This window comes from Streptomyces sp. NPDC101118 (assembly GCF_044759445.1).
In the GTDB taxonomy this organism is placed as follows: Bacteria; Actinomycetota; Actinomycetes; order Streptomycetales; family Streptomycetaceae; genus Streptomyces.
Genome location: NZ_JBIVZG010000015.1, coordinates 22636 through 49157 on the forward strand (window position 1 = coordinate 22636; position 26522 = coordinate 49157).

The window sequence follows — 26522 nt, forward strand, 5'->3', positions numbered from 1 at the left end:
GTCGTTCCCCCACCGCGAGAGGTAGTACGCCGACACCCACTGGCCCGCCGGACCCACGTCCGGATCCGTCTTCAGCCACCAGTGGTTGTACGAACCGCCACTGGCCACCTCACGGCCCCACGCCTTGCAGAACACGTAGTTCGTCCCCTGGTACAGCGTGCCCGTGCCGGTCGTGCTGGTCGGGGAGCCGTAGACGGAGGCGTTGGCGAACGTGTCCACCCAGAACCTGGTGGTGCCGCCGCCCGGTGGCGGGGTGCCGCCGGCACAGTCCGGGATCACGGTGCCGTTGTTGTCCTTGGCCACGTCGTTCCCCCACCGCGAGAGGTAGTACGCCGACACCCACTGGCCCGCCGGACCCACGTCCGGATCCGTCTTCAGCCACCAGTGGTTGTACGAACCACCGCTCGACACCTCACGGCCCCACGCCTTGCAGAACACGTAGTTCGTCCCCTGGTACAGCGTGCCCGTGCCGGTCGTGCTGGTCGGGGAGCCGTAGACGGGGGCGTTGGCGAAGGTGTCCACCCAGTAGGTGCCGGGCGTCTGGGGCGGGTTGGGGGTGCCGCCGCCCTGGCCGTAGAGGCGGATCGCGCCGTAGTAGTCGGAGTGCGCGGACAGCGCGGCCACGCGGACGTACCCGCCGGAGTACGGGGCTTCGGCGATCCAGCCCTGGCCGAGGTAGACCGCGACGTGGTGGATGGTGGACGGCGATCCGCCGAAGAACACCAGGTCACCGGGGAGCAGGGGCGCGGTGCCGTCGGCGCGGTAGTAGCGGGCCACGGCACGGGAGGTGGGCCACTGGGTGCGGGTGGTGCCGTTGATGACGTCGGTGCCGACCGCGAGGTAGTAGGCGTACCGGACCAGGCCGGAGCAGTCGAGGCCCTTGACGTTGCAGTCGTTGGGGGCGCCGTTGGCCGGGTCGCAGATGCCGTACGAGGGGCCGGGCTGGGCGCCGTGGCCGCCGCCCCAGGAGTACGGGGTGCCGATCTGGGCGCAGGTGGAGTTGACGGCGCGGACCGCCTCGGGGGCGGCGCCGCCGCTGAGCACGCCGCAGGCGGGGGCGGCCTGGGCGGGCGGGGCGCCGGGCGCGAAGAGCACGAGCGAGGCCACGGCGGCCGCGAGCGCGGCCATCCGCAGGAGTACGGAAACCCAGGCGGGCAGCGGGTTGACGCGCGTAGTTCTCGGGGACACGGATGCTCCGGTGGGGTACGCCGCGAACGGCGGGCACGGGTGGGGGGTCGACCGCTGCCGCAGACCCTGGCAGCGGCCCCGCACCCCGCGCAAGAGTGCCAACCCCTATTCCCCGAAGGTGAGTTGTCCGTGTTCCCCACGTGCCGGGGGTACGCCCGGAGCCGGTCCCCGGCGCCGGCCCCCGGGGTCGGTCCCCGGCCTCAGTGCCCCCGGTGCCCGAGTTCGGCGAGGGCGCGGTCGAGGGTGTCCAGGAAGAAGTCCGCCGCGGGCGCGTCGATGCACAACGGCGGCTTGATCTTGAGGATGTTGAGGTGGTCGCCGGTGGGCTGGACGACGACGCCGAGTTCGAGCATGCGGTCGCACAGCTCGGCGGTCTCCTCGGTGGCGGGCTCCAGGGTGTCGCGGTCGCGGACGAGTTCCAGCCCGAGGTAGAGGCCGGAGCCGTGGACGGCGCCGATGGCGGGGTGACGGCCCGCGAGGGCGCGCATCCCGTCCTTTAGACGGGCCCCGGTCCGTACCGCGTTGCCCTGGAGGTCCTCGTCGCGCAGGGCGTCGAGGACGGTGAGTCCGGCGACGCTGGAGACGGGGCTGCCGCCGGTGGAGGAGAAGAAGTAGCCCTGGTCGCGGTAGCGGGCGGCGACGGCCTTCGAGGTGATCACGGCGCCGAGGGGGTGGCCGTTGCCCATGGCCTTGGCCACGCACACCACGTCCGGCACGACGCCCTGCTGCTCGAAGCCCCAGAACCAGTGGCCCAGGCGCCCGTAGCCGACCTGGATCTCGTCGGCGACGGCCAGTCCGCCGTGCCGGCGCACGGCGGCGTACACCTGGGCGAGGTAGCCGTCGGGGAGGGCGACGCCGCCCGCGTTGCCGTAGTAGGTCTCGCTGAGGAAGGCGGCGGGCGCCCGGCCCGCGGCGGCCAGTCCGTCGACGACGCGGACCGCCTCGGGGGCGTACGCGGCCGAGGCGGCGCCGCGGTGGCGGCCGCGGTACGGGTTGGGCGAGTCCACGGTGTGCACCCAGTCGGGGCGGCTGTCCAGGGCGTTGGGGTTGTCCTGGAGGGAGGTGGAGACGGCGTCGGAGGCGTAGGTCCACCCGTGGTAGGCCTCGCGCAGCGCGACGACGTCGGGCCGGCCGGCGGCTCCGGTGGCCAGCCGCAGGGCGAGGTCCACGGCCTCGGAACCGGAGTTGACGAGGAACACGGTGTCGAGGGGGTCGGGCAGCAGCCCGGCGAGCCGTTCCGAGAACTCCACCACGGAGGCGTAGTGGAAGCGGGAGTTGGTGTTGAGCCGGCGGAGCTGGCGGGTGACGGCCCGTTCGACGCCGGGGTGGGCGTGGCCGAGCGGGGTGACGTTGTTGACCATGTCGAGGTAGGCGCGGCCGTCGGTGGACAGCAGGTGGTGCCGCCAGCCGCGTTCGATGCGCGGCGGCGCGTCGTAGTAGTGCTCCTGGACCTCGGCGAAGGCCGCGCCGCGCCGGGCGAGCAGGTCCCGGCCGCCGTCCGCGCCCGCGGCGAGCGGGTCCGGGCCGCCGTCCGCGTCGGGGCCGGTCAGGCCCAGGAGGGGTGCCGGGTCGGCGGTGAGGGCGAGCCAGCCGGCCGCGTACTCGGGCCGGACCAGGGCCGGGGCCTCGGGGGCGCCGGTCCGGGTCAGGCTCAGGTGGAGCCGCGCACCGGCGGGGAGGTCCGCGAGGAGGTCCCCGGCGCGCACCTGCGATCCCGGGGCGGGCGCGGGCCGGACCGTGCCGGGCAGCACGAGCCTCAGCACGTGGTCCCCGCAGGCGAGTTCGAGGCGGCCGGGCACGGCGCGGAGCGTCTCGGCGCCGCAGGGGGCCCGGAGTACGGCAGGGCCGGCGAGCCAGAGGTCGGTGCCGGTCGGCACGGTGGCGGGCGACACCGCGGCGAGCACCGGGGTGCGGCTGAGCCGGGGCCGTCCGTACGCGGTGGCCACGGCGGGGGCGCCGGCGGCGAGCAGGGCGGCGGCGAGCCGGTCCTCGGCGCCCTCCTCCTGCCAGGTGCCGTGGTCCATGCCGTCGGCCTCCGGGGAGAGGTCGAGCAGGACGGTGCCCGGTGCGCCGGGGTGCTCGACGAGGGGGCCGGCCGGGGCGGGGGGCGGGGTGTCCGCCAGACCGAGGGCGGCCTTGACCAGTCCCGTCATCACGGCCGACGGCAGGGCGGTGGCCTGCTCGAAGATGCGCCACTCACGGTCGAGGGCGGCCAGCGCGTAGGCGTTGCCGGGGTCGACGGCGGCCTGCTGCCGGCCGCTCACGACGAGGACGGCGGCGCGCAGGACGACGAGGGGCCACAGGGCGGCGGCCTCCTCGGCGGACAGCGGGCGGACCTCGTGGAAGGCGCGGACGGCGGGCAGGACGTGGTGGGGCTCCATGCCGTCGTGGTGGAGCAGCGAGGAGAGGGTGACGGCCAGTTCGGCGACGGCCCAGCTGGTGGTGAGGTCGCCGAAGTCGATGATGCCGTCCGGGAGGGGTACGGGGTGCCCGGGGGCGCGGACGAGGTTGTCGTCCGTGAGGTCGAGGTGGACGGCCTGCCGCGGGAGCCGGCCGGCCAGCTCCTGTACGTCGGCCCAGGCCTCCCGGGTGGCCTCCTCGACGGCCCGGCGCTGCTGCGGGTCCGGGACGTGGGGTGCGAGCAGGGCGACGACCCGGTCGGCGTGCTGCGGGTCCCACTGGAGGACGCGGTCCAGGCCCGGGTGCCGGAAGGCGCGCAGGGCGGTGCCGACCCGGCCGGCGACCCGGCCCATGGCCGCGACGGTGGGCGGGGAGAGGTGGCGGCGGCCCGAGAGGGTGCCGCCGGGCAGGTGGCGGAGCAGCCGGGCGGTGACCGGGCCGTCGGGGGTGTCGAGGGTGGTGGTCCGCCGGTGTCCGTGGCCGTCGCGCAGGACGGTGGCGACCCGCAGGTCGGCGCGGGTGGCGGCGATCAGGTCGGCGGCGGTGTCCTGGGCGTCGAGTTCGGCGGCTCCGAAGGCGGCGTTGGCGGCCTTGAGGACGGCGAGGGGGGTGCCGTCGGCGTGGCGGAGCAGGAAGTTGGCGTCCTGCTGGCTGCCCAGGGGCTCGGCACGGGCGTTCACGCCGAAGCGGTCCGCGGCGGCGCGCTGCGCCTGACCGGCCGTCACCCGGGGTGCGGGCAGGGCCTCGTGGGCGAAGAAGTCGACGGTGGGGGTGGACGGGGCGTCCGGGGAGGTGGACGGGGCGTGCGTCATGCCGGATTCCTGGACTGTCGCGGGGCGGGACACGGGCTCGGAGCGGGTGACGGGGGCCGGGGGCGGCCGGCGTGACGGGTGCCGTCAGTCAACGTCCCAGAGGAAGCGGTGGGTGTGGATCCCGAAGTACGGGAAGCTGTCCACCTGCGCGACGCCCTCGACGGGGCGTACGACGTCGTTGACGAAGTCCAGTACGTCCTGCGGGCGGCGGCACACGAGCTCGGCGAAGAGGTCGTAGGTCCCGGCGGTCAGCACGGTGTAGACGATCTCGTCGTGCCGCGCCAGCTCGTCCGCGACGGCGCGGGGGTCGCCGTCGACGCGGACCCCGAGCAGCGCCATGGCCTGCCGTCCCCTGGCCATGGGGTCGGTGACGCCGACGACCTGCACGACCTTGGTGTCGATCAGCCGCTGGAGCCGCTGCCGGGCCGCGGAGGGCGAGAGGCCCACCTTGGGGCCCAGCTCGGCGTACGGGATCCGCCCGTCGGTCTGGAGTTCCCGCAGGATCGCGCGGTCGGTGTCGTCCACGGTGCCACCTCCTCTGGTGCAGGACTGCCGGACCATCGAAACACGCGATCGATTCGGTGGCAAGAGGAGGCTTCGACGCTCGATTCGAGCGTGGGGTACGCCGAATCCGCACCCGGGGGCTCTGGCAGGTCAGGCCGGGGGCGGGCCGGCGGGGGCTCCCGCACCGAGGAAGGAGAGCAGGTCGACGGGCCGGGGCCGGGCGCGGCCCAGCGCGTTCCGGTGCAGGTCCCGTACGGCGCGCACGGCGGCCCGGGTGACGGCGTCCACGCCGGCCTTGCGTTCGAACCAGTGCCAGTCGCCGTGTGCGTTCACCTCCAGGAACACCGGTTCGCCGCGGTCGGAGAGGAAGTCGAAGGCGCCGTAGACCAGGCCCCAGGAGTCGGCCAGCGCGCGGGCGGCCGCGGCCACGGCGGGCGGGGCCGGTACGTGCCGCACGCCGACGGCGTCGGGGCGGTCCCAGATGTCCCGCGGGTCGTCCTTGGCGACCTCGAAGGCGTGCAGCTCCTGCCCGGCGAGGTACACCCGCAGCTCGGTGTCGTGCGCGACGTACTCCTGGAGCACGAGGGGCGTGCCGGGCGGCAGCCCGGGCAGGCCGGCGGCGAGGGACCCGCGGTCCAGCACCCGGGGCAGGTACCAGGCGAGCCGGCCGGGCTCGGGCTCCACGACGTGCCGGTCGAGGACCTTCAGTACGTACCGCGGGGCCGGGAGCAGGGCGGCGGCGGCCGACGGGTCGGTGGTGACCAGGCTCCGCGGGGTGCGCAGGCCGAGGGCGCGGGCCCGGGCCCGCTGGGTCAGCTGGCCGGGGTCGGTGGCGCCGATGGCGGCCGGGGAGGCGAGGGCGATCTGCCGGGCGAGCGCGGTCCACGCGTCGCGGTAGGCCATCCGCCCGGCGGCCGCGCCACCGCCGGGACCGGGGACCGGCGCCCCGCCCGGACCGGCGCCCTGCGCCCCGCCCGGACCGCCGCCCGGACCACCGCCCATCCCGCCCGGACCACCGCCCTTCGCCCCGCCCGGACCGGCCCCCGAGCGGCCGCCCGGCACCCCGCCCGCGGAACCCGGACCGCCGGCCGGCGCCGACCGCAGGGAGAAGTGCCGCAGCCAGGTGACGGTGGGGGCCAGGCGCCGGCCGCCGAGCGTCAGCTCCCCGTCGGGTCCGACCACCGCCCCGACGCCGGCCAGGCCGTCCGCGTCGAGGCGGTGGACCGGTACGCCGATCCTGCGCAGCAGGGCGGTCACCTCGCCGGCCTCGCGGTCGCCGCGTCTGCTGAGCAGCAGGACGCAGTGCTCAGCCATGGGATCTCGCCAGCAGCGACTCCGCCATCTCCAGCAGCCGCAGCGCCTTGTCGGAGCGCTGGCTGGGCCCGGTGGCGCGCAGCCTGGTCAGCAGCTCCAGGCCGATGGCGGCCTGGTCCGCGAGCAGGTCGAGCAGCTCCACGTCGGCCATCTCGCGCGCCCCGCCGGCCCCGCGGTCGAGCACCTCCAGTACCCCGATGCACGCGTCGTCGCTGAACAGGGGCGCGGCCATGATGCTGTTGGGCACGTAGCCGGTGGACTCGGCCGCCTCGCCGGAGAAGTGCTTGGAGTCGCGGAGGTCGTCGACGAGCATCGACTGCCCCGAGGCGGCCACCCACCCGGCGATGCCGGTGCCCGCGGGGAAGCGCGAGCCGATGAGGTGGTCGTCGCCCTCGCCCGCCACGGCCTCGAAGACCAGGTCACCGGCCTCGGGATCGACGAGGAAGATGGAGGAGGCGGCCGCGCCGAAGGCGTGGCGCGCGACCTCGACGATGGACTGGAGCAGGCGGCGCTCCGTGGGCGTCTCGGCGTCAGCGGGCAGTGTCATGCGCACCTCCAAGTCGACCGGCCATGTTCCCGGCGCAGAGGAACAGGACCGTCTTGAGCTGGAACGGGGTGAGCCAGGGGTGCTTGCCGAGGATCAGCGCGCACAGCCCCGAGATGTGCGGAGCGGCGAAGCTGTTGCCGGTCGACCGGATGGTGCCGCCGCCGGGCCAGGCCACGGGGACGCGCAGCCCGCGGGCGTGGAACTCCACGGGCGGCGAGGGGTTGTAGTAGTAGGTCATCGGGTCGTCCTCGTCGTGGCTCGCGACGGAGATCACGGAGGAGAACGACCACGGGTAGCTGGGCACGGGCCGGTTGTGCGCGGAGACGACGAGCGTGCAGCGGCGGAAGTAGGCGCGGTCGACCAGTTCGTGCAGCTGCGCCGTGAGGGCGGGCCGGGTCGTCGCCAGGCTCAGGTTGATCACGTCGAAGTTCTGGTCGATGGCCCAGGACAGTCCGGCGATCAGGGCCGGGCCGCTGCCCGTCTTCCCGTCGGTGAGCACCTGGACGGAGGTGAGGGAGACGCCGGGGGCCAGCGAGCGGATCACCCCGGCGCAGGCCGTGCCGTGCCCGGCGTGGTCCGTGGGGTCGCATTCCGCCATGTCCACCCCGCCGTCCGCGTCCTCGACGGCGGTCACCGCGTGGTCCACCGCGCCGACCAGCGGGTGGCCGCCCTCGATGCCGCTGTCGACGACGCAGACCCGGACGCCGGAGCCGTCCGCGCCGCCCCAGGCCCAGTCCGGCGACACCGCGTCCATCGGCACGGCCGCGAACTCCTCCAGCGTGCCCGCCCTGGTCATCGCGCCCCAGGCCGGCACCCCGGGGGTGTAGGCCTTCGCCGTCCGTCTCCACGGCGGGTCGGTCATCGGTGCTCCTCTCGCTCGGCCAGCCAGGCGCGCACCGTCCCGGCGGGCAGGACGGCCTCCTTCTCGGTCAGTACGGCCAGCGCCCGGGCGGCCGCCGCCCGTGCGCGTACGGGGTGCCCGGCGTCGTCCAGGGCCCGGGCGGCCTCGAACCACACGTCGCCGGTCAGGCAGGGGTCGTCGGTGCGGTCCAGGGTGGCCAGCGCCCGGTCCACGGCCCCGACCGCCCCGCCGGCGTCCCCGGCCGCGGCCCGGACGCGGGCCAGCAGCGCGAGGCGGACCGCCTGGGCGCGGGTCTCCGGCGGCCGGCCGCCGTCCGGCTCCGCGAGGACGGCGGCATCGGCGCCCTCGCCGGCGCGGAACCGCTCCCGGGCCGCGTACAGGCGCAGCGTGCCCGCCGTGGTGGTCTGGCCCAGGGCGCCGAGCCCGGCCGCCGCGGCGTCGTAGTGGCCCGCGGCCTCCGGGTGCGCACCGGCCAGCGACTCGACCAGTCCGGCGGTCTGGTCGGCCGCGATGCCGCCGAGGGTGAGTCCCAGGTCGGCGGAGTGCCGGCGGGCCAGGGCCACGTCCGCGCGGGCCCGCTCCACCCGGCCCGACAGGGCGAGGTGCCGGGCCCGGGTCAGCAGGATGGGCACGAGCAGGCCGCGGTCGCCGTCGAACCGCCGGGCCAGCTCCTCGCAGAGGGCGACGGCCCGGGTGAGGGGGGTGGGCGACCACTGGGTCAGCTCGCAGATCGACACGAGGATGCGGTTCTCCTCGTACGCGTCGCCCAGCCCGCGGGCCCGCGCGAGCGCGTCGCGCATGGCGGATTCCGCGGCGCCGATCCGGCCCTCGGCGAAGCTGCGCAGGGAGGACAGCTGGTGGAGCCGGCACCAGCTCAGGTCGTCGTCCGGCGCCGGGGCCGGGCCCGGGGGGTGCGCGTCGGCCGGGCCGCCCGAGCGGAGGGCGACGAGCTGCCGCAGCACGGCACAGGTGTCCCGGGTCGGGACGTCCCGTACGCTCCTGCGCTCGGCCTCTGCGACGGCTTCGCGGGCGCTGTCCCACCGGGCCAGCGAGGCGTACGCGTCGGTGATGCGGACGGCGAGGATCCGGTGCTGGGGGTCCCCGTCCGGCGTCAGCGCGCGGCCGCGCTCCATGAGCGAGACGGCGGCGGGCAGGTCGCGGCGGTGCAGGGCCCGGTAGCCGGTGGCCACCAGGGCGCGCGCCGCCCGGCCGGTCAGGGCGGGCAGCCGGGGGTCGCCCGGGTCCGCCTCGGAGAGCAGCCGGCAGGCGGACTCCAGGTGGTGGGCGAGGTCGCCCTCCGCGTCCGGGCCGGGGGCGGGCGCGCCGGGCGGCGGGGCCTCCAGCCGGTCCGCGAGGACGGTGTGCCAGGCGGCGCGCCGGGCCTTGGAGGTCATCTCGTACAGCGTGTCGCGGGCGAGCATGCGGGTGAACCGGTAGGCGCCGGGCGGCCCGTAGGGGTGGACGACGCGGGAGGTGAGGAGGCGGGCGAGGGCGTCGTCCACGGCCTCGCCGGTCAGCGCGGGCGCGTCGGCGGCGAGGGCGCGTACGTCCTCGGCGGTGAACGCCCCGCCCACGCCGGCCGCGCGTTCCAGTACGGCGCGGTCGGTGGCCGGCAGCCGGTCCAGCCAGGCGGTCAGCAGCACCCGGATCGTGGTGGGGACGCCCCGGGCGACGGGGCGGTGGCCGGCCAGGTTCTCCAGGAGGAGTTCGGCGAAGAGCGGGTTGCCGTCGCACTCGCGGACGACCCGGGCCAGGGCCTCGTCCGTACAGGCCCCGTCCTGGGCGGCGACCTCGGTCCGGTCCGCGAGGAGGCCGACGAGCCGTTCGGTGTCGGCCCGGCGCAGGGGTTCGAGCCGCAGCGTGCGGGGGCCTGCGGCGGGCGGCACCGGGGAGGGGGGCCGGTCCGGGGTGCCGGCCGGCGACGGGGCGGGGCCGGAGCCCGTCGTCTCCACGCCCGCGCGGCCCGCTGCCGGGTCCGCGTCGGCGTGGGCGCCCACCCGGTACGCGCCCCTGCGGGAGGCCGCCGGGTCCGCGCCGGTGCGGGATCCGTCCGGGCCGGCGCCCGTGCGGGAGCCCGCCGGGCCCACCTCCGTGCTGGAGGCCGCCGGGCCCGCGCCGGTGAGGGTTCCGCTCGGGTCCTCGCCCGTACGGGACCCCGCCTGGTCCTCGCCCGCCCCCCTGCCCTCCAAGCCCACGCCCCCGCGCGATCCATCCGGGACCGCGTCCGTACGGGACCCCGCCGGGCCCTCGCCCGCCACGCTGCCCTCCATGCCCACGCCCGCGCGCGAACCGTCCGGGACCGCGTCCCTACGGGACCCCGCCGGGCCCTCGCCAGCGCGCGGTCCGTCAGGATCCACGCCCGTACGAGAAGCCGCCGGGCCATCGCCCACCACCCCGCCCGCCGGGCCGGCGCCGGCTGGGGATCCGTTCAGGTCCACGCCCGTGCCGGAGCCCGCCGGGCCCGCGGCCACGGCGCCGACCGACCGGGCCGGCTCCGCGGGGGAGGCCCCCCGGGCCGCATCCGCCCCGGACCCGGCCGGGCCCGGCTCCCCGCGGGTGGCGCAGACGATCAGCAGCTCGGTGTCCCGCACGCCGTCGGCCAGTTCGGCGATCGTGTCGAGGAGGGTGGGCCCCGCCCACTGGCAGTCCTCCAGCACCAGGACCGTCGGGGCGCGCCGGCCCAGGGCCTCCAGCAGGCGCCGGAAGGCCCAGCCGATCTCGTCGACGCTCACCGGAAGGCCGTTCTCGGTGCGGACGCCCAGGGCGACGGCGAGGGCGGCGACGGCGCGGTCGGCGCTCGGCCGGAGGGCGGCCAGTGCGGCGGCGGCCTGCTCCCAGCCTCCGGGCAGGGACCGGACCGCCTCGGCCAGCGGCCGGTACGCGAGCCCGGCGCCGTACGGCTGGCAGGTGCCCCGCAGCACCACGGTCTCCACGGCGTCCGCGGGACGCGGGCCGGGATCCGGGTCGGCACGGGGGTCGGCAGGGGGGCCGGGGCCGGCCGCGAGCGGGCCGGGGCCCGCCGTCAGGAACTCCCGGACCAGGCGGGACTTGCCGATGCCCGCGGGGCCGGTGACGTTGACGAGGCGGCTGTGCCGCTCGCGCCGCACGGCGCGGAAATCCGCCCGCAGCACCCCGAGTTCGGCGTCGCGGCCGACCAGCGGCACCAGGTCCTGCTGGCTCGTGCCGTCGAGCAGCCCCAGCACCCGCCACGCGGTTACGGGGTCCCGCTTGCCCTTCAGGCTGAGCGGCGCGACGGACTCCAGGCGGACCCCGTTGCCCACCAGCCGGGCGGTCTCGTCGCCGATGAGTATCTCGTGCGCCTGCGCATGGGACTGGAGCCGGGCGGCGGTGTGCACGACGTCGCCCACCACGCGGGCGGCGCCGCCGAGCGCCCCGGCCACCACGGCCTCGCCGGAGGCGATCCCGCAGTGGATGTCCAGCCGCGCCGCGCCGCCGGCCAGGCCGGCCACGGCCTCGCGTACCGCGTACGCCGCCTGGACCGCGTGCAGGGCGTCGTCCTCGTGGCTGACGAACGCCCCGAACACGGCCATCACGGCGTCGCCGATGAACTTCTCGACCACGCCCCCGCGTTCGGTGACGGCCGTGGTGCACGCCGTGTAGTAGCGGTCCATGGTGCGCCGCAGGGCCTCGGGGTCGAGCGTCTCGGCGAGCACGGTGGAGCCGACCAGGTCGATGAAGACCGCAGTGACGATTCTGCGGCTGTCGGCCACCGGCGCCGCCCCGCCGAGCGGCGTACCGCACTCCGGGCAGAACCGGGCCCCTGGCGGCACCGGGGTGCGGCAACTGCCGCACCGTGTCCCGCCGTTCACAGGAGCTTGAGGTCCTGACCCTCCACGTCCGCGGCCACGGCCTCCAGGCGCCCCTTGACCTTGTTGAGGACCTGGACCTCCGCCTCGCTGAGCTCGGAGAGCACCGACCGCTGTTCCACGGCCAGCAGGTCCACCGGATGTCCGGCCTCGCGCAGCGCGTTCAGGGCATCGAAGGTCATGGCTACCGGCACCTCGTTCCCGTAGTGCGGCCAGTCGAACGTGACGCCGACCGGTCCGATCGAGCGGTCCGCGGCTGCCGCCCCGGTGAGGACGCCGAGGGACCCGGGGGCCGGCTGCGGCTCCCGTTCCTCCGCCGGCAGCGGCGGCCAGGTCCCCTGGACGAGAACGCCCTGGGCGTACAGTCGCGCAATCATTTCCGTGCGGTTCGACGCACCCGTCCTCCGGAGCATGTTGCACAAATGCGCAGCCACGGTGTGCGGGCTGATGCAGAGATCTTTGGCGATGTGCCGGTTGGACGATCCGGCCGCCACGAGAGAGGCGATCCGTATCTCGCGTCCGGTCAAATCCCTTGCCGCTAATGCGGCGTTCGAAGCGTGGACCTGCATGCGGAATTCGTCACCCACGCAGCCAGAGTAGCCGTGGGTCATGTTCCGGACAAGAAGGCGATATCCAAGAAATCGCGAGGAAAGTTTTCGGTCACCGGCAGCCCCACTCTGCCCCTTTTGACACCTTTCGCGTGGCCGGTTTCCACCCTCCCCCCGCGCGGAGCGATCAGGACCGGCCGATCGCACCCCCGGACGCCCGGCCCGGCCCCGGATCCATAGTCGATTGAGGGATAGGAACCCGGCGGGTGCCGGAGCAGCCTTCTGGGGTGCACCAACCGGTGATCCCCTCTTCGAAGGAGTGACGCATGTCCCACGAGCCCCTGGAAGCGCTGCGCCGCGCCGGTACCCCGGTCGACCTGCTGTCCGAGTCCGAGCGTGAGGTCTTCGCCGCCCTGAGCCCCGACGAGGTCGCCGTCCTGGGCTCGATCCAGGCGCGGCTGAGCGCCGTGTCGGCCGCCGTCGAGGGCCAGCGGGCCGACTCCAACACGAACGTCGTCTGCTGATCCGGGCCCGGCGTTCGCGTCCGGTCCGGCGGCCCCGGCCGCCGGACCGGACGCGGCAGCGCGCCGGCCGCCGTCTGCCCGGACACACAGCGGGAAGGTTGGGATGGAACGGGTCAGCAGATACCTGGTGCTGAGCGAGCGTACGTACGCCGACGCCTCGGGCGTCCGCGTCCGCCTGGCGTACAGCACCCGCACCGCCGGCGCCATGGCCGTCGACCTCGCCACGGCCCGCGCCCTGGAGGCCGGGAACCCCGCCGCGCTCACGCCCGCCTGGGCGTCCGCGCTGCGCGCAGCCGAGGTGCTCGTACCGGACGGGGAGGACGAGCTGTCCGCCGTACTGGACCGCAACCGGCGGGCCTCCGCGGACCGCTCGGCGGTCCACCTCGCCCTGCTGCCGACCTCCTACTGCAACATGGGCTGCGCCTACTGCGGACAGGAGCACACCCGCGGCGGCCTGACGCACACCCACCGCAGCCGGGTCCGCGACCGGGTGCTGCGCGCCGTGAACGCGCCGGAGACGCGCAGCGTCCGCATCGACTGGTTCGGGGCCGAGCCGATGATGGGGTACGCGGTGATCCGCGACCTGGCGCCCCGGTTCGTGGCGGCCGCGGCCGAGCGGGGCGCGGCGTACTCGTCCGTGATCGTCACGAACGGCTCGCTGCTCACGCCGGCGAAGGCGGACACGCTGATCCGGTCGTGCGGCGTCGACCATTTCGAGATCACGGTCGACGGGCCGCCGGAAATACACGACGCGCACCGGCCGCTGAAGAGCGGGCGCGGTTCTTTCTGGAAAATCGTGCGCACCGTTCGTTCCGTCGTCGACACTCCTGAATTACAGTCCGCCCATTTCACGTTCCGCACGAATGTGGACGCGCACAACCAGGACTCCGTTCCGCGCTATATCGAGCTGATGGCGGAACTCGGTTTCGCCCGTCCGAATGTCTCGTTCTCGATCGTTCCCGTGCACTCGTGGGGCAACGACGTGTCGGCGATCGAGGTGTCCAAGCAGGCCTTCGCCGCCCGCGAGGTGGACTGGTTCCGGCTGCTGCTGCGGCACGGGCTGGCCTCGCGGCTGCTGCCGAGCACCGCGAAGAAGGTGGTGTGCCCCGCGACGACCGTCTCCGCGGAGATCATCAGCAGCACGGGCAACATCTTCTCGTGCAGCGAGTACCCGCTCGTGCCCGACGCCGAGCGGACCCTCGCCCTGACGCACATCGACCGCGCGGGCCCCGAACCCGTGCGGCCGCGGGGACCCTTCGACGACTGGAACGACGAGATCGGCCGGGGCACGACCTGGTGCCGGGACTGCGTCTTCATGCCGACCTGCGGCGGGTCCTGCCCCAAGGCCTGGCAGGAGGGCCATCCCCCGTGCCCCGGCTACAAGTTCAACTTCCAGGAGCGGCTGGACCTGGTCGCGGCGCAGTGCGGCCTGAGCCCCGCGGCCGGTGAGCCCGCCGGGGTCCGGTGACGGCCGGGGCCGCCGGCGGGGACGCCCCGTCCCGCCGGCTCCTCCTCGGGGTCTGCGGCTCGGGGAACGTACTGGCGCTGCCGCAGTACCTGATGGCGCTGCGCACCGGCCTCGGCCCGGCCGTGGAGATCCGGACGGTCATGACGCGGTCCGCGGCCGCGATCGTGCCGCCCGCCACCCTGCGGCTGCTCGCCGGGGAGGTGTACTGCGACGGCGAGGACGAACTGACGGTCGGTCATGTCGCCCTGGCGGACTGGGCAGAGCGGTTCGTCGTGCTACCGGCCACGGCCAACATGCTCGGCCAGGCGGCGTACGGACTCGCCTCCGGACTGCTCAGTTCGGCCCTGCTGGCCCACCCGGACCCGGTGCTGTTCTTCCCGAGCATGAACAGCCGGATGTGGGAGCGGCCTCCCGTGCGCCGCAACGTGGACCGGCTGCGGGCGGACGGCCACGCCGTGGTGGACCCGGTACCGGCGGAGGCCTGGCAGATCTCGACCCGGGACGTGCGCAAGAACCTCGGCCTGCCGCCGCCCGCCACGGTGGCGGCGGTGGTCGGCGAGTTCCTGCGCCTGCCGGTCGTCCCGCCCCGGGTGTGACGGTCCGGCGCGACCGCGCCCGCTGCCCGGACCGGGCGGATTCCCCAGCACCAGACGGAGAAGGAGGAGACGTGGCGGCAGCCGGGCAGAGGTTCCGAACGGCACTCGCGAGCGGGCCGATGGCGGCGCGCGGCTTCCGGCTGCTGCTGGCCGGACAGCTCTCGTCCACGGTGGGCGACTACTGCTACGCCGTCGCCCTGCCGTGGCTGATCCTGTCCGGCGACGGCGGCCCGGTGCTGCTGGGCACGGTCCTGGCCTGCTACGGCATCCCCCGCGTCGTCACCATCCCGCTGGGCGGTGTGATCGCCGACCGGTTCGGCGGCCGGCCGGTGATGCTGGCGGCCGACGTGGTGCGGGCCGTGGCCGTCGGCATCCTGGCGGTGGTGGCGGCCACCGGGACGCCCACGCTCGCCCAGCTGGCGCCCATCGCGGTGGTGCTGGGCGCGAGTTCGGGCATCTTCATCCCCGCCTCGTACACCCTGCTGCCCGCCCTGCTGGCCAAGGAGGACCTCGGCCGGGGCAACGCCCTGTCCACCATGGTCAACCAGGTCGGCGGCCTCCTCGGACCGACGGCCGGCGGCGCCCTGGTCGCCGCCTTCGGCGCCGGCCCGGCCCTCGCGGTCGACGCCACGTCCTTCGCGGTGTCGGCGGTGGTGCTGGCCCGGATCCGTACCCGCGCGGACGCGGCTGCCGAGCCGTCGGAGGCATCGGAGGCGGCCGACGGGGAGGCCGCCGGCCAGGACGGCACGCCCGGCGGGAGCGCGACCCGGGGGCCGTCGTTCGGCGAACTGCTGCGCCACGGAAGGCTGTTGCACGTCATCCTGGTCGTCGCCCTGGTCTGCAACCTGGCCTTCAACGGCACCATCGAGGTCGCCCTGCCGGAACTGGCCCACCAGGGCATGGGCGCCACCGGCTACGGCGTGCTCCTCACCTGCCTGAGCCTGGGCGGGCTGGCCGGCTCCGTGGTGGCGGCCCGCAGCCGGCCGGTGGAGTCGCCCGCCTACCTGTTCGCCGTGCTGGCCGTGGTGATGGGCGTGGCCCTGGCGGCCGTCCCGTACGCGGGCGGCCTGGCCGGCGCCGCGGTGTGCGTGTGCGTGTACGCGGTGGCCAGTGGCTGGCAGAACATCGTCGTCGTCACGATGCTCCAGGTGTGGACCCCGCCGGCGCTGATCGGCCGGGTGATGAGCCTGGTGATGCTGGCCGTGATGGGCACGTTCCCCATCTCCGTCGCCGTGGCCGGCTTCGGCGTCCGGCACCTCGGGGCGGCGCCGTTCTTCCCGGTGGCGGGCGCGGCCATCGCGCTGGCCGTCCTGTGCGCGCTCACGCAGAAGGCGTTCCGCACGCACCGCTCGGGCACCGAGTACACGGCCCGGGCACCGGCGGGCGGCACGGCCCCGGCCGTGGTGCCGGCCGGCAGCTCCCCCCGTCCACGGCACGAGAGCAGTCAGGAGTCGCAGCGATGAGCGTGTTCGTTCCGTTGGGCGTGCCGGGGGCCGCGCGGGGACGGGAGCGGGCGGCCGCCGAGGTCCCGTACCTGCTGGTGAACCCTCCCGTCACCGATCCCACCACCCCGTACCACTCCATCCCGTACCTGGTGGGCGCCGCGCGCGAGGCCGGGCACGGGGCGTACGGGTGCGTGGACGCCAACCTCGACGCCTTCGAGTACCTGGCCGACCCGGCCCGCTTCGGCGCGGCGCTCGCGGCCGCCCGCCGGACCCGCGCCGAGATCGGGGCCCGGTCGGCCGCGCCGCGCCGGGACGACGAGATCCGCTACCGGCAGACGCTGGCCGCGGAGGGCCTGACCGACACAGCGGCCCGGGACGCGATCGGCGTCTTCCGGGACCCCGAACTCTTCTACCACCCGCCGACCTACGCCCAGGCGGTTGCGGTGATGAGCCGGTGGTGGGAGCTGCTGGCGCTGGAGATGCCGCCGGGGGCACCCGACAGGTTCTCGATGCGCGCCAAGTCCACCGTCAACCTGTGCAGTACGGCGGACCTGGCCGACCCGGCGGTGGCGGCGGCCGTCGCCCGCCCCTTCGAGGGCTACTTCGCCGACGTGTTCGTGCCGCGGCTGCGCGAAAGGCCCTGGGCGCTGGTCGGCCTGTCGGTGAACTACACCAGCCAGCTGCCCGTCGCCCTGCGGATGGCCCGGCTGATCCGCACGGTGCTGCCGGACACGGTGATCGTCTTCGGCGGTACCGAGGTCGGCGACGTGGTCAAGTACGCGCCGGACGCCGGGGCGCCGTGGCGGGTCTTCCGGGACGCCGACCTGATCGTGCCCGGCGAGGGCGAGTCGGCGCTCGTCGGCATCCTGGACGCGCTGGCGGACGGTGCGGTCCGGGGCGGCACCGGCTTCGACGGCGTGGGCGGGGTGATGACGCGGACCCGGCCGGACCCGGAGATCGCGTACGGCAGCGTGGCGGGGCTCGCCGGTCCCGCGTACGACGTGTGGGACTGGGAGCGGTACTGGTCGCCTGAGCCGGTGGTCCTCTACAGCCCCACCCGCGGCTGCTACTGGAACAAGTGCACCTTCTGCGACTACGGCCTGAACACCGACCGGCCCACCTCCCCCTCGCGGGAGCGGCCCGTCCCGGCGGTGCTGGCGGACCTGCGCGAGGCCAGGCGGTACGGCAGGACGCTGTACTTCGCCGTCGACGCGATGTCCCCCCGCTACCTGCGCACCCTCGCCGCGGCCCTCGCCGACTCCTCCCTCGGCCTGCGGTGGGCGGCGGAACTGCGGCTGGAGCGCACCTTCCCCGAGCGCGCGGTCGGCGAACTGCTCGCCGCCTCCGGCTGCGTCGCGGTCTCCTTCGGCTACGAGTCGGGCACGCAGCGGGTGCTCGACCTCATCGACAAGGGGGTGCGGATCGACCTGGTGCCGGACGTGCTGGCGGAGCTGGCCCGCAACGGCATCGCGGCGCAGATGATGGGGTTCACCGGTTTCCCCACCGAGACGGAGGCGGAGGCGCTGGCGACGTACGAGTTCCTCCAGCACCACGACAAGCTCTGGACGACGGCGGGCATCGGGGTCTTCTCCCTGACGCCCGGCTCCATCGTCGCGAAGGACCCCGGCCGCTTCGGCATCGACCTGCTGCCGCCGTCGGCCTCCGACGACATCCGCCGGTACGTGCCGTGGCGGGACCGGGCGTCCGGGGAGGTGCACTGGCCCGAGCCGGAGGACCCGCGGATCCCGCGCGAGTACGTCGCGAGCACCCGCAAGGCGACTTTCGACCGGCCGTTCGTCGGGGGCATCGACTCGGCCCACAGCCTGCTCTACTACGCCCGGTACGGCCGGGGCCTGCTGCCGGAACCGCCGGCGGAGGGGCGGCGCCGGGAGGAGGAACCCCGGGTCCGGCTGGTCGGGGAGCCGGTGCTGACCGTGCCGTTCGCCTCGGTGGAGGCGCTGACGGGGGTCGGCGACCTGATGGCGGAGGTGGGACGCCGGAGCCGGGAGCACCTGGACACGACGTCCGGAGCGTACGGCGACTGGCTGGCCGGCCCCGGCGCCGCCCGCCCGGGCTCCTGCGGCGTGCTGGTCCTGGCGCACGGCGAGCTGGTCGAGGTGCCGGCGGGCGTGGACTTCACCGAGGACACTCCCCTGACCCGCGCCCTCCGCCTGATGCTGTCGACGCAGGCCCGCACCTGACCGGGGACGGGACCGCCGCCGGCCGGCGCCCGTGCCCGGTGTCGCGCCGGGCCGGGCCTCGCTCCGGGCCCGGGCCCGGCATCACGGCGGGCCGGGCATCCGGGGGGCCACGGCCGGGTCGGCCGGGGCCCCGGCCGGGTCACCACTCGGGGATCAGCGGGGTGTCCGGGACGTGCTGCTGCCAGGCCTCGGTGAGGCGGACCAGCCGGGCGGGGGCCGCGATGCCGCGGACGGTCGCGATCCGGCCGTCGGCGAGGTCGAACGTGACGGCCCCGACGACCCGGTCGCCGACCACGAAGAGGGCCGCGGGTGCGCCGTTGACCAGCGCGTAGTGGACGGCGGGGGTGCCGCCGGCCAGCCGCCGCTTCGCCGGGGTGGGCTTGAAGCCCGCCCGTGCCACGGCGGCGACGCCCTGCGCGGTGTCGAACCGGAGCAGCTTCCGGCTCAGGCCCGCACCGTCGGAGACGGCGGTCGCGTCGTCGGTGAGCAGCGCCACCAGCCGGTCGGTGCGGCCCGAGGAGGCCGCGGCGAGGAACTCCTCCACGATCCTGCGGGCGGCCGCCCGGTCGGCCCCCGCTCCGCGCGTGCGCCCGGCGGCGATCCGGGTCCGGGCCCGGTGCAGGTGCTGCTGGCTGGCGGACTCGGTGATGCCGAGGATCTCCGCGGCCTTGGCGTGGCTGTAGGAGAAGGCCTCGCGCAGGACGTACACGCCCCGCTCGACGGGCGACAGGCTCTCCATCAGGGTCAGCACCGCCAGGGAGACCGATTCGCGCTGCTCGAAGGTGTCGGCCGGGCCGAGCATCGGGTCGCCGTCGAGGAGCGGTTCGGGCAGCCAGGCGCCCGCGGTGCGTTCGCGGCGCACGCGTGCCGAGCGCAGCCGGTCGAGGCACAGGTTGGTGACGACCTTCGTCAGCCACGCCTCCGGCACCTCGATCCGCCGCCGGTCGGCGGCCTGCCAGTGCAGGAACGCGTCCTGTACGGCGTCCTCGGCGTCGGTGGCGGAGCCGAGCAGCCGGTACGCGAGCGCGGCCAGCCGGTCCCGGCCGGCCTCGAACCGGGCGGTGTCGGATCGGTCCATGGGGGCGCTGTCCACGACGGCCACCCTAACGGGGCTGCCGGTCGGCGGAGTTCGGGTGGGCGCGGTGCCCATGGTTCCTCCTCGGGCGGCGGGCTTCGGTGCGGTGTGGCGGGACCGGGAGCCGGGGGTGGGCTGCCACGGGCCCGCCGGCGGTGGTCACGCGGGGGCGTCCGCCGGGCGCGGGCGGGCCGGCGCGGCGGCCAGCCGGCGCCTGCGCCCGGGGAGACCGAAGGTGGGGTGGGCATTGGCCCACAGGGACATCGCGACGATCCCGGACTTGATCCGCGCGGCCTTCCTGCCGCCCGTGTACCCCGGCTTCGCGCGCCCGTCGCCGTCGACCATCTGCAGGATCCCGTCGCGCCGCCCGAGGCTGATGTGGTTGCCCACGTACTCCAGCTTCCGGTCCGGGACCGTGCCCCCGGTCAGGCGTCCGACGATGGCGGCCGCGGCCTGGGCGCCGGTGTAGCCGGCGGAGGCGCAGGACATCGGCAGCGGGCGGCCGTTGTCGCCGACGGCGTGGGCGCAGTCGCCGGCGGCGTACACGTCGGGGTGCGAGACGGACCGCATGGTGCGGTCGACGACGACCCGGCCGTCCCCGGTGACGGCGAGCCCCGCGGCGGCGGCGACCGGGGCGACCGCGAAGCCGGCCGTCCACACGGTGGCGTCCGAGGCCAGGGCCGTGCCGTCGGCGCAGTGCGCCCGGGTCGCCTCGACGCTCTCGACCGTGGTGCCCTCCAGGACGGTGACGCCGAGCCGTTCGCAGGCCCGGCGGAGGTGGCTGCGGGCTCCGGCGGAGAGCGGGGCGGCCAGTTCGCCGCGGGCGACCAGCGTCACCCGGAGGCCGGGCCGGGACTCGGCGATCTCGGTGGCGGTCTCGATGCCGGTGAGCCCGTCGCCGACGACCAGCACCTGCCCGCCGCCGGCCCGTGCCTCCAGGGCGTCCAGGCGCGTGCGCAGGCGCAGGGCGGAGGGGCGGCCGGCGACGTCGAAGGCGTGCTCGGCCACGCCGGGGACGCCGTGGTCGGCGGCGTGGCTGCCGAGGGCGTAGAGGAGTGTGTCGTAGCGGAGTTCGGCCGGGCCGTCGGCGCCGGTCACGGCGACGACGTGGCGTTCGGGGTGGACCGCCGTGACCCGGGCCAGGTGCAGCCGGATGCCCGTGCCCGCGAACACGTCCGTGAGCGGTGGTGCCTCGATCTCCTGGCCGGCGGCGAGCTGGTGCAGCCGCAGTCGCTGGACGAAGTCCGGCTCGGCGTTGACGACGGTGATCTCGGCGTCCGCCGGGGAAAGCCGGCGGGCCAGGGTCCCGGCCACGTGGTTCCCGGCGTAGCCGGCGCCGAGGACGACGATGCGGTGCTTCATGTGACGCTCCTTCGGTGGGCTGGCTCTCGCCACTTGAGCGGAGCAGCCCTCCGATTCCTGACAGGAACGGCGTGTGGCGTGCGTCACAGAACGGCCCGGGGGGCCGGGGCGGCGGCCGACTGGACGTGCACTCGTCAGAACCATTGAAAAGCCATGTGACATGTGCAATTTTACAGCGCACCCGTCAGTCGACGGGCACTCTCCTCCATCCCCAGAGGTGACCTCTTGCGCGCCATGGCCGTCGCCACAGCCCTGCTCGCAGCCGCGTTCGCGGCCTCCCCCACCCACACCGCCCAGGCCGCCCCGGCCGACCCCAAGCCGGACCACGTGTTCGCCGACCCGGCGCAGCGCCCGGCCCACGGCACCGCGAAGGGCGCCCCCGGCCCGACCGGGACCACCGGCGGCAAGCTGGAGTCCCGCATCCTGCCGATCGTCCACACGTGCAGCCCCACGCTGCGGATCCGCGCCCAGGAGATGACCGCCGCCCAGCTGACGGCGACCTGCGCGAGCCTCGCCGACCAGGACGCCTACTTCCACAACGTGGTCAAGGACCCGGGGCCGGTCGCCGGCGACCTCAACACCACCCTGGAGGTCGACGTCTTCAACTCCAGCGCCGACTACAAGGCCTACGCGGGCCGGATCTACGGCATCGACACCAACAACGGCGGCATGTACCTGGAGGGGGACCCGTCCAGGACGGGCAACCAGCCGCGGTTCATCTGCTACGAGCGCACCGACGTCAGCCCCGGCTGGCAGATATGGAACCTCAACCACGAGTACACCCACTACCTCGACGGCCGCTTCGACCTGTACGGCGACTTCGGCGCGAGCCAGACCACGCCGACCGTCTGGTGGGGCGAGGGGATCGCCGAGTACGTCTCCTACTCCTACCGCGGCGTCGCCTACGCCAACGCCCTGGCAGAGGCCGGCAAGCACACGTACTCCCTGCGCACGCTGTTCGACACCACGTACGCCAACAGCGACGTCAACCGCACCTACAACTGGGGCTACCTCGCCGCCCGTTACATGGTCGAGCGGCACCCGGCCGACGTCGCCACCGTGCTCGCCCACTACCGCACCGGCAACTGGACCGCCGCCCGCGCCTTCCTCACCTCGCTCGACTACGAGAGCGACTGGAACGCCTGGCTGACGTCCGTGGCGACGACCGCCTGAGCCGAGCGGCCCAACCCCGCACCAACCGGTCCGCCGTACGCAATTACCGGACAACTCACCTGCTCTGCAGGTGAGTTGTCCGGACCCTGACCTACGTTCTGGAGAAAAGTCCCTTCGTCCCAGGAGGTCAGATTGCGGTCCCGGCCCTTCTCCGCCCGTCAGCACCGGTTACGCCGCTCGTACCTGCTCGTCGTCCTCGGCCTCGGCTCCGTACTCGTCGGCCTGGTCCCCTGGCTCGGGGTGGCGGGCCCGGCCGCGGCCGCGCGGGCACCGGCGCCCCGCCCCGTACCCGCCGACCAGCGGCCGGCCGACCGGTCGCCCCACCACGGCGTGGCGCCGGCGAACGCGATGGAGCCCACGGCACCGGTCCTCGACCGCACCGGCTGGACGGCCGCGGCGAGCGACGAGGAGACCGTCGGCGAGAACGGCCGCGCGGCCAACGTGCTCGACGGCAACGCGGCCACCATCTGGCACAGCAAGTGGACCGGCACCCCCACACCCCTGCCGCACACGATCACCCTCGACCTGAAGAGCACGACCACCGTCTCCGCACTCGTCTACCAGCCCCGCACCGACGGACCCAACGGCCGCATCGGCGAGTACGGCATCAGCCTCAGCACCGACGGCACCACCTTCGGCGCACCCGTCGCCACCGGAACGCTCGCCGACGACGCCGGCACCAAGACCCTCGGGTTCGCCCCGCAGGGGGCCAGGTTCGTACGGCTGACGGCCCTCACCGAGGCCGGCGGCCGCGGCCCGTGGACCTCCGCCGCCGAGATCAACCTGCTCGGCGACCCCGGCACGCCGGCCGCCACCGTCGACCTGCCCCGTACGGGCTGGACGGCGACCGCGGGGGACGAGGAGACGGCGGCCGAGAACGGCCGGGCGGCCAACGTCCTCGACGGCGACGACGGCACGATCTGGCACAGCCGGTGGTCCGGCACCGCCGCGCCCCTGCCGCACACGATCACCCTCGACCTGAAGAGCACGACCACCGTCTCCGCACTCGTCTACCAGCCCCGCTCCAACGGACCCAACGGCCGCATCGGCCGCTACTCCGTCAGCCTCGGCACGGACGGCACGACGTTCGGCGCCCCGGTCGCGTCGGGCACGTGGCGGGACGACGACACCGTCAAGACCGCCACGTTCACCCGGCCGCAGAGCACCCGGTACGTCCGCCTCACGGCGCTGAGCGAGGCCGGCGGCCGCGGCCCCTGGAGCTCGGCCGCCGAGATACGCCTGAGCGGGCCGGCCGCCCCGGCCGTCCACGGCTCCTGGGGCCGCGTCACCGGCTTCCCGCTCGTGCCGGTGGCGACCGCCGTCCTGCCGGGCGACAAGCTGCTGGCCTGGTCCGCGTACGCCGTCGACCGCTTCGGCGGCAGCAACGGCTACACCCAGACGGCCATCCTGGACCTGAAGACCGGGAAGGTGACGCAGCGCCGCGTCGACAACACCGGCCACGACATGTTCTGCCCCGGCATAGCCATGCTGGCCGACGGCCGCGTCCTGGTCACCGGGGGCAGCAACGCGGAGAAGGCCAGCATCTACGACCCGGCGACCGACCAGTGGTCCGCCACCACCGACATGACCATCGCCCGCGGCTACCAGGCGATGACACTGCTCTCCACCGGCGAGGCGTTCGTCCTCGGCGGCTCCTGGAGCGGCGGCCCGGGCGACAAGGGCGGCGAGGTCTGGAACCCGGCCACCCGCACCTGGCGCACGCTCACCGGCGTGCCCGCCACCCCGGCGCTGACGGCCGACCCGGCCGGCGCCTACCGCGCCGACAACCACATGTGGCTGCACGCCACTTCGGGCGGCAGGGTGCTCCAGCTGGGCCCGAGCCGGCAGATGAACTGGATCTCGACGTCCGGCACCGGCAGCATCACGTCCGCCGGCACCCGGGCCGACAGCCAGGACGCCATGACCGGCAACGCCGTCGCCTACGACATCGGCAAGCTGCTCACCCTGGGCGGTTCGCCCGCCTACGAGAAGACCCCGGCCACCCGGCGCGCGTACACGGTGGGCGTCTCGGGCAGCCAGGTCCAGGCCGCCCGCACCGGTGACATGGGCTTCGCCCGCGCCTTCGCCAACAGCGTCGTCCTGCCCGACGGCAAGGTGGCCGTGTTCGGCGGGCAGTCGTACCCGGTGCCCTTCAGCGACGCGACGTCCGTCCTCACCCCCGAACTGTGGGACCCGGCGACCGGACGCTTCACCCCCCTCGCCAGCATGGCGATCCCGCGGAACTACCACAGCGTGGCCAACCTGCTGCCGGACGGCCGGATCTTCTCCGGCGGCGGCGGGCTGTGCGGCGACTGTGCGACCAACCACGCCGACGGGGCCGTCTTCACCCCGCCCTACCTGCTCAACGCGGACGGATCGCCGAAGCCGCGTCCGGCCGTCACCGGAGGCGTGCCGCCCCGGGCCGCCCCGGGCGCCCAGCTCTCGGTGACCACCACGGGCCCGGTGGCGTCCTTCGTCCTCATGCGGGCCGCGGCCGCGACCCACTCCACCGACAACGACCAGCGGCGGGTCCCCCTCGCCTCCACCGCCACGGGCACCGGCACGTACACGGTGTCCCTGCCCTCCGACCCCGGCGTGGTCCTGCCGGGCAACTGGATGCTCTTCGCCCTCGACGCCCAGGGCGTACCGAGCCTCGCCAGGTTCCTGACCGTCTCCTGACGCGAGCCGGGGCAGGTGCCGGACGGCGCCTGCCCCGGGCTTCCGGCTCGCCCGTCGTGCGTGTCCGAATGTGACAGAACATGGTCATTGCGGCCCTGCCGGCGGGGCGACATGATCGGGTCATGCTCCCACCGCACAGGGTCGTCGTCGCCGCCTTCCCCGGCGTCGAACCGCTCAACGTCACCGGCCCGGCCGAGGTGTTCTCGGTCGCCACCCGGGTCGCCGGAAGCGGCCGGCCCGGGTACACCGTCCGCATCGCGACCCCCGGGGGCGAACCGGTGGCCACCGCCGGCGGAATCCGGCTGATGGCCGACCTGAGGCTGGACGAGGTGCACGGCGACGTGGACACCCTGCTCGTGTCGGGCGCCGTCCGCGTGCACGACCGCGGAGTGGAGCCGGTGCTCGACGACGGGATCATCGACTGGCTGCGGGAAGCGGCACCCGGCACCCACCGGCTGGCCTCCGTCTGCTCGGGCACGCACCTGCTCGCCGCGGCCGGCCTGCTGGACGGGCTGTCGGCGACGACCCACTGGCGCACCGCCGCGCGGCTGGCCGCCGACCACCCGCGGGTCACCGTCGACCCGGACCCGATCTTCATCCGGCAGGGCCGCCTGTGGACCTGCGCCGGCATCGCCTCCGGGATGGACATGGCGCTGGCCATGGTCACCGAGGACCACGGCCCCGAACTCGCCCTGGACACCGCCCGCACGATGGTCATGTACGTCAAACGCGCGGGCGGCCAGAGCCAGTTCAGTGTCCCGCTGGCGCTCCCGGCCGACCCCGGCGACCGGATCGACGACCTGCGCACGTGGATCGGCGAACACCTCGCCGAGGACCTGTCCGCCGACGTCCTGGCCGCGCGGCTGCACCTCAGCGTGCGCCACTTCTCGCGGCTGTTCCAGCGGCGCACCGGCACCACCCCCGCCGCGTACGTCGAGTCCGTCCGGCTGGAGGCCGCGCGGCGGCTGCTCCAGGACAGCAGTCACGGCCTGCCCGAGATCGCCGCCCTCAGCGGCCTCGGCTCCGTGGAGAGCCTGCACCGCTCCTTCCGCCGCCGCCTCGGAACCACCCCCGCCGAATACCGGCGCCGCTTCCGGTAGGCCCGGCTCCGCACCCGACCCGACCGCCCCTGCCCCACGGTCCCGCCCCACCGTTCCCGCCCCACCGCCCGCGAACCACCGCGCGGCGGAAGACGGTCATGCCCGAGGAGAGAAGAGTGTCCCGAACCAAGGTCGTCCCGATCCCCGTGATGGGCCGGCACAACATCAACGCCCACCTGCTGCTGGGCCGCCGGCCCGTCATCGTCGACGCGGGCACGCCCGGCAGCGGCCGGAGGATCGTCGAACAGGTCGCCGCCCACGGCGTCGACCCCGCCGACGTGTCGCTGATCGTCGTCACGCACGGCCACATCGACCACTTCGGCTCGGCCGCCGAACTGCACCGCCTCACCGGGGCACCGGTGGCGGGTCACGTCGCGGACCTCGGCCCCTTCCGCACCGGCCGGGTCCGGGAACCGTACCTCCCCACCGGACCGATGGGCCGCCTCATGGCCGGGAACGAGAAGCTGCACATGCAGGTGGAACCGTTCGAACCCGACGTCCTCGTCACCGGTGAGACCGACCTGGAGGACTTCGGGATCACGGCACGCATCATGCCCACCCCCGGGCACACCGCCGGATCCGTCTCCGTCCTGACCGCCCAGGGGGACCTCGTCGCGGGCGACCTGGTCGCCAACTCCTTCTTCGGCCTGGTCCGCGGCCGCCCGGCCAACCCGCCCTTCCACGACGACCCGCTGCTCAACCTCGCCAGCCTGCGGAGGATGCTGGCCCTGAACCCCACCCGGCTCCACGTCGGCCACGGCACCCCCCTCGACCCCGACCGCGTGCGGCGCTGGGCCTCGCGGGAGCAGCGGCGCCTGTCCCGGCTCGAAGCGGCCGGCCGCCTCCGTACCCGTACCCGTACCCGTACCGCGGACGAGGCGGCCTCCTCCGGATGAT

Annotated in this window: 19 protein-coding genes and 2 pseudogenes; 9 read left to right on the plus strand and 12 right to left on the minus strand. The window is 75.0% G+C overall.

What is annotated here, in order from left to right; all coding sequences use genetic code 11:
• The 10 genes and pseudogenes from ACIQUQ_RS23215 to ACIQUQ_RS23260 form a co-directional block, all read right to left on the minus strand.
• Positions 1-1188 (minus strand): C40 family peptidase (locus tag ACIQUQ_RS23215; RefSeq protein ID WP_403978882.1); only part of this gene is annotated, 1188 nt, incomplete at its 3' end.
• A 200-nt stretch (positions 1189-1388) separates the two neighbouring features.
• On the minus strand, positions 1389-4400 hold the full coding sequence (locus tag ACIQUQ_RS23220; protein ID WP_403978885.1) for an aminotransferase: 3012 nt from the start codon (positions 4398-4400) through the stop codon (positions 1389-1391).
• An 84-nt stretch (positions 4401-4484) separates the two neighbouring features.
• Entirely contained in the window at positions 4485-4925 is a 441-nt protein-coding gene (locus tag ACIQUQ_RS23225; RefSeq protein ID WP_403978888.1) for an Lrp/AsnC family transcriptional regulator, read from the minus strand.
• Between the two features lie 129 nt (positions 4926-5054).
• Positions 5055-6218 (minus strand): hypothetical protein, encoded by a 1164-nt coding sequence (locus tag ACIQUQ_RS23230; RefSeq protein ID WP_403978891.1) that lies wholly within the window; start codon positions 6216-6218, stop codon positions 5055-5057.
• Positions 6211-6765, minus strand: a complete 555-nt coding sequence (locus ACIQUQ_RS23235) for a GAF domain-containing protein (protein WP_403978893.1) — start codon at positions 6763-6765, stop codon at positions 6211-6213. The genes ACIQUQ_RS23230 and ACIQUQ_RS23235 overlap by 8 nt, the downstream gene beginning before the upstream one ends.
• Positions 6749-7627, minus strand: coding sequence for a S8 family serine peptidase (locus ACIQUQ_RS23240; RefSeq protein ID WP_403978895.1), 879 nt, complete (start codon positions 7625-7627; stop codon positions 6749-6751). The genes ACIQUQ_RS23235 and ACIQUQ_RS23240 overlap by 17 nt, the downstream gene beginning before the upstream one ends.
• A complete protein-coding gene (locus ACIQUQ_RS23245) occupies positions 7624-11358 on the minus strand; it encodes an AAA family ATPase (RefSeq protein ID WP_403979223.1) in 3735 nt (1244 codons plus the stop codon). The genes ACIQUQ_RS23240 and ACIQUQ_RS23245 overlap by 4 nt, the downstream gene beginning before the upstream one ends.
• A 21-nt stretch (positions 11359-11379) precedes the next feature.
• A pseudogene (locus tag ACIQUQ_RS23250) lies at positions 11380-11457 on the minus strand (zinc-ribbon domain-containing protein); the annotation flags it as partial.
• Positions 11454-11831 carry an aroma-sacti cluster domain-containing protein gene (locus ACIQUQ_RS23255; RefSeq protein ID WP_403979226.1) on the minus strand — a complete coding sequence of 126 codons (378 nt, stop codon included), beginning with the start codon at positions 11829-11831 and terminating at the stop codon, positions 11454-11456. The pseudogene ACIQUQ_RS23250 and the gene ACIQUQ_RS23255, both read right to left, overlap by 4 nt.
• A gap of 6 nt (positions 11832-11837) precedes the next feature.
• A pseudogene (locus ACIQUQ_RS23260) lies at positions 11838-12065 on the minus strand (response regulator transcription factor); the annotation flags it as partial.
• Between the two features lie 263 nt (positions 12066-12328).
• Here ACIQUQ_RS23260 and ACIQUQ_RS23265 point away from each other — a divergent pair.
• The 5 genes from ACIQUQ_RS23265 (at position 12329) to ACIQUQ_RS23285 (ending at position 18236) form a co-directional block, all read left to right on the plus strand.
• Positions 12329-12526, plus strand: coding sequence for an aroma-sacti cluster domain-containing protein (locus tag ACIQUQ_RS23265; protein WP_399941445.1), 198 nt, complete (start codon positions 12329-12331; stop codon positions 12524-12526).
• A 103-nt stretch (positions 12527-12629) separates the two neighbouring features.
• Positions 12630-13994: a radical SAM protein gene (locus tag ACIQUQ_RS23270; RefSeq protein WP_403978898.1), complete on the plus strand. Its 1365-nt coding sequence runs from the start codon at positions 12630-12632 to the stop codon at positions 13992-13994.
• Positions 13991-14590, plus strand: coding sequence for a flavoprotein (locus ACIQUQ_RS23275; RefSeq protein WP_403978900.1), 600 nt, complete (start codon positions 13991-13993; stop codon positions 14588-14590). The genes ACIQUQ_RS23270 and ACIQUQ_RS23275 overlap by 4 nt, the downstream gene beginning before the upstream one ends.
• 71 nt (positions 14591-14661) lie before the next feature.
• Positions 14662-16053, plus strand: coding sequence for an MFS transporter (locus ACIQUQ_RS23280; RefSeq protein WP_403978903.1), 1392 nt, complete (start codon positions 14662-14664; stop codon positions 16051-16053).
• Entirely contained in the window at positions 16050-18236 is a 2187-nt protein-coding gene (locus ACIQUQ_RS23285; protein WP_403978905.1) for a B12-binding domain-containing radical SAM protein, read from the plus strand. Before ACIQUQ_RS23280 ends, ACIQUQ_RS23285 begins: the two co-directional genes overlap by 4 nt.
• Before the next feature lie 139 nt (positions 18237-18375).
• On the opposite strand, the gene ACIQUQ_RS23290 is transcribed toward ACIQUQ_RS23285, so the two are convergent.
• Positions 18376-19314: a sigma-70 family RNA polymerase sigma factor gene (locus tag ACIQUQ_RS23290; RefSeq protein WP_403979228.1), complete on the minus strand. Its 939-nt coding sequence runs from the start codon at positions 19312-19314 to the stop codon at positions 18376-18378.
• 156 nt (positions 19315-19470) lie between these two features.
• Positions 19471-20673 (minus strand): NAD(P)/FAD-dependent oxidoreductase, encoded by a 1203-nt coding sequence (locus ACIQUQ_RS23295; RefSeq protein WP_403978908.1) that lies wholly within the window; start codon positions 20671-20673, stop codon positions 19471-19473.
• Positions 20674-20907: 234 nt separating this feature from the next.
• Here ACIQUQ_RS23295 and ACIQUQ_RS23300 point away from each other — a divergent pair, with 234 nt between their 5' ends.
• From ACIQUQ_RS23300 to ACIQUQ_RS23315, 4 genes are all read left to right on the plus strand, one after another.
• Positions 20908-21846: a collagenase gene (locus tag ACIQUQ_RS23300; protein WP_403978911.1), complete on the plus strand. Its 939-nt coding sequence runs from the start codon at positions 20908-20910 to the stop codon at positions 21844-21846.
• A 132-nt stretch (positions 21847-21978) separates the two neighbouring features.
• Positions 21979-24525, plus strand: coding sequence for a discoidin domain-containing protein (locus ACIQUQ_RS23305; protein ID WP_403978914.1), 2547 nt, complete (start codon positions 21979-21981; stop codon positions 24523-24525).
• A 122-nt stretch (positions 24526-24647) separates the two neighbouring features.
• Positions 24648-25625, plus strand: coding sequence for a GlxA family transcriptional regulator (locus ACIQUQ_RS23310; RefSeq protein WP_403978917.1), 978 nt, complete (start codon positions 24648-24650; stop codon positions 25623-25625).
• A gap of 116 nt (positions 25626-25741) precedes the next feature.
• Entirely contained in the window at positions 25742-26521 is a 780-nt protein-coding gene (locus tag ACIQUQ_RS23315; RefSeq protein WP_403978920.1) for an MBL fold metallo-hydrolase, read from the plus strand.
• The last annotated feature ends 1 nt before the right edge of the window (position 26522 follow it).